Here is a 4,502-nt window from a genome sequence, read left to right as displayed (position 1 = left end):
TTGAATTTGAGATAGAAAAAACACAGCTATCCCTTCTTGAGAAGGGACGAAGGGATGTGTTAGAATGGTGAGAGACTTTAAAATTAGATATAAACACACCCCTTGCCCCTCTCAAGAGGGGACAATACGCTTGTTTATTCTGAGGTATTTATTGAAAAGTCAAATCCGAGTAAAAGATATTGAATTTGAGATAGTATAAACACAGCTATCCCTTCTTGAGAAGGGACAAAGGGATGTGTAAGAAAGATGAGGAGGATGTTAATAAATAATGCGGTTGTTAGACACACTCCTCGCCCCTCTCAAGAGGGGACAATACGCTTGTTTATTCTGAGGTATTTATTGAAAAGTCAAATCCGAGTAAAGGAAAAATTCTTGAGAAGGGACGAAGGGATGTGTTAGAATGGTGAGAGACTTTAAAATTAAATATAAACACACTCCTTGCCCCTCTCAAGAGGGGACAATACGCTTGTTTATTCTGAGGTATTTATTGAAAAGTCAAATCCGAGTAAAGGATATTGAATTTGAAAAAACGCAGCTATCCATTCTTGAAATGGGACGAAGGGATATGTAGTAATAATGAGAAGGAAAATAATCCCATACAACCCGAAACTAAAAGAAAAAGCTAGAGTGCTGCGAAACAACAGCACATTCACTGAGGTTATGATCTGGAATTACTTAAAGAATAAGCAAATGAAAGGATATGATTTTCACCGACAAAAACCGCTGGATAATTACATAGTTGATTTTTTTTGCAATGAGCTAATGCTTGCGATTGAAATTGATGGAGAAAGTCATTATGGAAATCAGGAACGGGATATTCGCAGGCAAAATAGATTGGAGAATTACGGTATAAGTTTTTTGCGATTTGATGATCTGGAAGTAAGGCATCAACTGGATAATGTCATTAATAGAATTGAAGATTGGATTGATGATTTTGAAAAGAAAAATATTCGTTGATCTAAGTTTTGGACACACCCCTCGCCCCTCTCAAGAGGGGACAATACGCTTGTTTATTCTGAGGTATTTATTGAAAAGTCAAATCCGAGTAAAAGATATTGAATTTGAAATTGATAAAATCCCATCTTAAGAGGGGATTTAGGAGTGTGTTAACCTTTTAGCTCATATAATAACTACAACTTGCTTTGTGGCTCATATATCATTACATTTGAGCCGCAAGATAAATTGTAACTCATAAATGAGCCAAGAATGAATCCTTACAAACCAGACAGACTTCCACTTCAAAATTTGGATTGGAGCAGATTAATAAGCTTAACTGGAGAAGCTAATAGAAAATTAGCTCATTACGATGGAATATTGCAGACAATGCCTAATCCGGTTTTGCTGCTATCACCGTTGAGAACTCAAGAAGCCGTTTTATCATCGCGAATTGAAGGTACACAAGCAACCCTCGAAGAAGTTTTGAGATTTGAAGCTGATCCAAAAACAGAAACTGCAAGATATAAAGATATCCATGAAGTGCTAAACTATCAAAAAGCTACTTCGCTTGCTGTAAAAGAAATGAAAACAAGACCGATCAGTTTGAACTTAATCAAAAATATGCATTCCGTTTTGTTGCAAAGCGTAAGAGGAGAAAACAGAGCACGCGGTGAATTTAGAAAAATACAAAACTGGATAGGTAAACCTGGCAGTACAATTGAGCAAGCGAGGTTTATCCCTCCAAGTCCGGCTGATTTACCAGTTTACTTAGATAATTTTGAAAAATACATTCATTATGATGAAAAGGACAAACTTGTTCAGCTTGCAATTGTACACGCTCAATTTGAAATACTTCATCCCTTTCTTGATGGAAATGGAAGAATAGGAAGAATTTTAATTCCTCTTTTTTTATTTGAAAAGAAAATACTTAGTGTTCCGATGTTTTATATCAGCGCATTTTTTGAATCTAACCGAGATGAATATTATAATAAGTTAAAAGCAATCACGGATAACAAAGAGTGGGAAAGTTGGATAGTATTTTTCTTAAAAGGTATAATCTCACAATCTGAGAAAAACATTGAAAAAGCAAAGGCAATTTTAGAATTATATGAAATGATGAAAGAAAAGATCGTAAGCATAACCCATTCACAATACTCAATAAAAGCTCTGGATATTTTGTTTGATATGCCGATTTTTTCTTCAACTGATTTTATTAAAAGTTCGAAGATACCGAGAGCAAGTTCAAAAAGGATTTTGAAGCGATTGGAGGAATCAGATACTCTTACAATTTTGATGAAAGGCATAGGACGTAAACCGACTATTTATGCTTTCAGAAAGCTTATTGATATTGCAAACAAATAAATCTTGAAATTTTAATGAGTCAATCTTTCACAGAACATAAAACAGTTCAGCAGAGAATATTAGAATATGCTCAAGATATTGGCCTGCCTAACGGCAAGGTAAACTGGCAGTATATCTCTCAATCCAAAGCAGAGGAACTTCGTCACTTTGATACTTCAGCATCATTACCTCAAGAAAGAATTAAAAACTCATCACTTTTCTTCAAAGATATACTAACTCAAAAGCTTATTGAGTTTAATCCAAAACTATTAAATCCATCAGATATAATCTCTCAATTATCATTACTTCGTTTTGACATTCAAGGTAATAAAGATTTTCTAGAATATCTGAGAGGCGAGAAGAATTTCTTCAATCAAGATGATAATCGGGAGTATAATTTAACTCTGATCGACTATGAGAATCCTTCAAATAACATTTATCAAGTATCTGAAGAGTATTATTATAATAATGGACGATATGGAAATCGTGAAGATGTAGTATTTCTGATCAATGGTATTCCTGTAGTAGTTGTTGAATGTAAAAGTGCTACAAAAGATGAAGCATTAGCTATCGGAATAGATCAAATCAGACGTTATCACAAAGAAACTCCCGAAATGATAGTCCCTCAGCAGATTTTCTCAGTTACTGAGGCATTGGGCTTTTCTTATGGAGTAACTTGGAATCTAAATCGAAAGGATCTCTTCAATTGGAGAGGCTTGCCCGCCGAAGACTTTGGCGAAGGTCGGGAAGACGAAATAGGTAATCTTGAATTCAAGATAAAAACATTCTTTCAGCCCGAAAAAATTTTATCGTACATTAAAAATTATATTCTCTTTGCCGAAAAGAACGAAGAGCTTAACAAGTACATACTTCGCCAGCATCAAGTTAAAGCAGTTGAAAAGATAGTAACGCGAAGCATTGATGAAACAAAAAAACGTGGACTTATTTGGCATACTCAAGGTTCCGGTAAAACATATACTATGATTAAAGCTGCTGAAATTCTATTCAAGCTCAAAGACACAGATAAACCTACTATCATTTTACTTATTGACCGCAATGAGCTTGAAGATCAGATGATTAAAAATCTCATATCCTTGGGATTAAAAAACATTGAGCACGCAGATAGGATTGTAAAGCTTCGTGATCTTTTAAAGCAAGATTATCGCGGAATCATTATAAGCATGATTCATAAGTTTAATGAAATGCCAGCTAATGTAAACCTCAGAAAAAACATTTATGTATTGGTAGATGAAGCACATCGCACTACTTCCGGTGATCTTGGAAATTATCTTATGGCAGCAATTCCCAATGCTACTTACATGGGTTTCACTGGAACGCCTATAGATAAAACAGTTTATGGCAGAGGTACATTTAAGACATTCGGCATTGATGATCCACAAGGTTATCTGGATAAATACTCAATCTCAGATTCTATTGAAGATGGTACAACCGTTCCACTTTATTATTCACTCGCTCCTAATGATTTATTAGTACCAGAAGAAACACTTGAAAAAGAATTCCTTGGCCTTGCAGAAGCTGAAGGCATAAGCGATATAGACGAATTGAATAAGATACTTGAAAGGGCAGTAGTCACCAAGAATTTCTTAAAAGGCAAAAGAAGAGTAAATAAGATTGCAAAGTTTATTTCTGAGCATTATAAGACTTACGTTGAAAATCTTGGTTATAAAGCTTTTGTAGTAGCTGTAGATCGAGAAGCATGTGCATTATACAAACACGCTTTGGATAAATACCTTCCTCCAGAATATTCAGAAGTCGTGTACACCGGAAATTATAACGATTCGGAAGAATTAAAGAAGTATCATATTTCAAAAGAAGATGAAAAGAGAATAAGAAAAAGTTTTTGCAAACCAGATCAATACCCAAAGATTTTAATAGTTACTGAAAAACTGCTTACCGGATTTGATGCGCCAATACTGTACGCAATGTATCTTGATAAACCAATGAGGGATCATACATTGTTACAAGCAATCGCAAGAGTAAATCGTCCTTATGAAGATGATAGTGGAAAGAAGAAGCCATTTGGCTTTGTTTTAGACTTTATTGGAATATTTGATAAGCTTGAGAAAGCTTTGGCTTTTGATTCTGATGATGTTAAGAGTGTTGTAAAAGATATCGCTTTGTTAAAAACTTTGTTTAAGAATATGATGGAGAAAGAAGCACCTAAATATCTTTCACTTATCAAAGGCACTTATGACGATAAAGAT

General features: G+C 34.6%; 3 protein-coding genes. All 3 read left to right on the top strand.

The features are described 5' to 3' along the window. The first annotated feature begins 573 nt into the window (after window positions 1-573). Window positions 574-957, top strand: coding sequence for a DUF559 domain-containing protein (locus FJ213_12820; protein MBM4177032.1), 384 nt, complete (start codon window positions 574-576; stop codon window positions 955-957). 249 nt (window positions 958-1,206) lie between these two features. Then, window positions 1,207-2,298 (top strand): Fic family protein, encoded by a 1,092-nt coding sequence (locus FJ213_12815; protein MBM4177031.1) that lies wholly within the window; start codon window positions 1,207-1,209, stop codon window positions 2,296-2,298. A gap of 14 nt (window positions 2,299-2,312) precedes the next feature. Further along, a partial coding sequence (locus FJ213_12810; GenBank protein ID MBM4177030.1) for an HsdR family type I site-specific deoxyribonuclease occupies window positions 2,313-4,502 on the top strand: 2,190 nt, incomplete at its 3' end.

It is taken from the genome of Ignavibacteria bacterium (assembly GCA_016873845.1).
In the GTDB taxonomy this organism is placed as follows: domain Bacteria; phylum Bacteroidota; class Ignavibacteria; order Ch128b; family Ch128b; genus JAHJVF01.
Note: the sequence above shows the minus strand (reverse complement) of the source record. Positions and strands in the feature narration are given on the sequence as shown.

Bases quoted from the DNA above. Each gene is read 5' to 3' on its own strand.
- FJ213_12815 (MBM4177031.1), top strand. From the start codon at position 1,207: ATGAATCCTTACAAACCAGACAGACTTCCACTTCAAAATTTGGATTGG.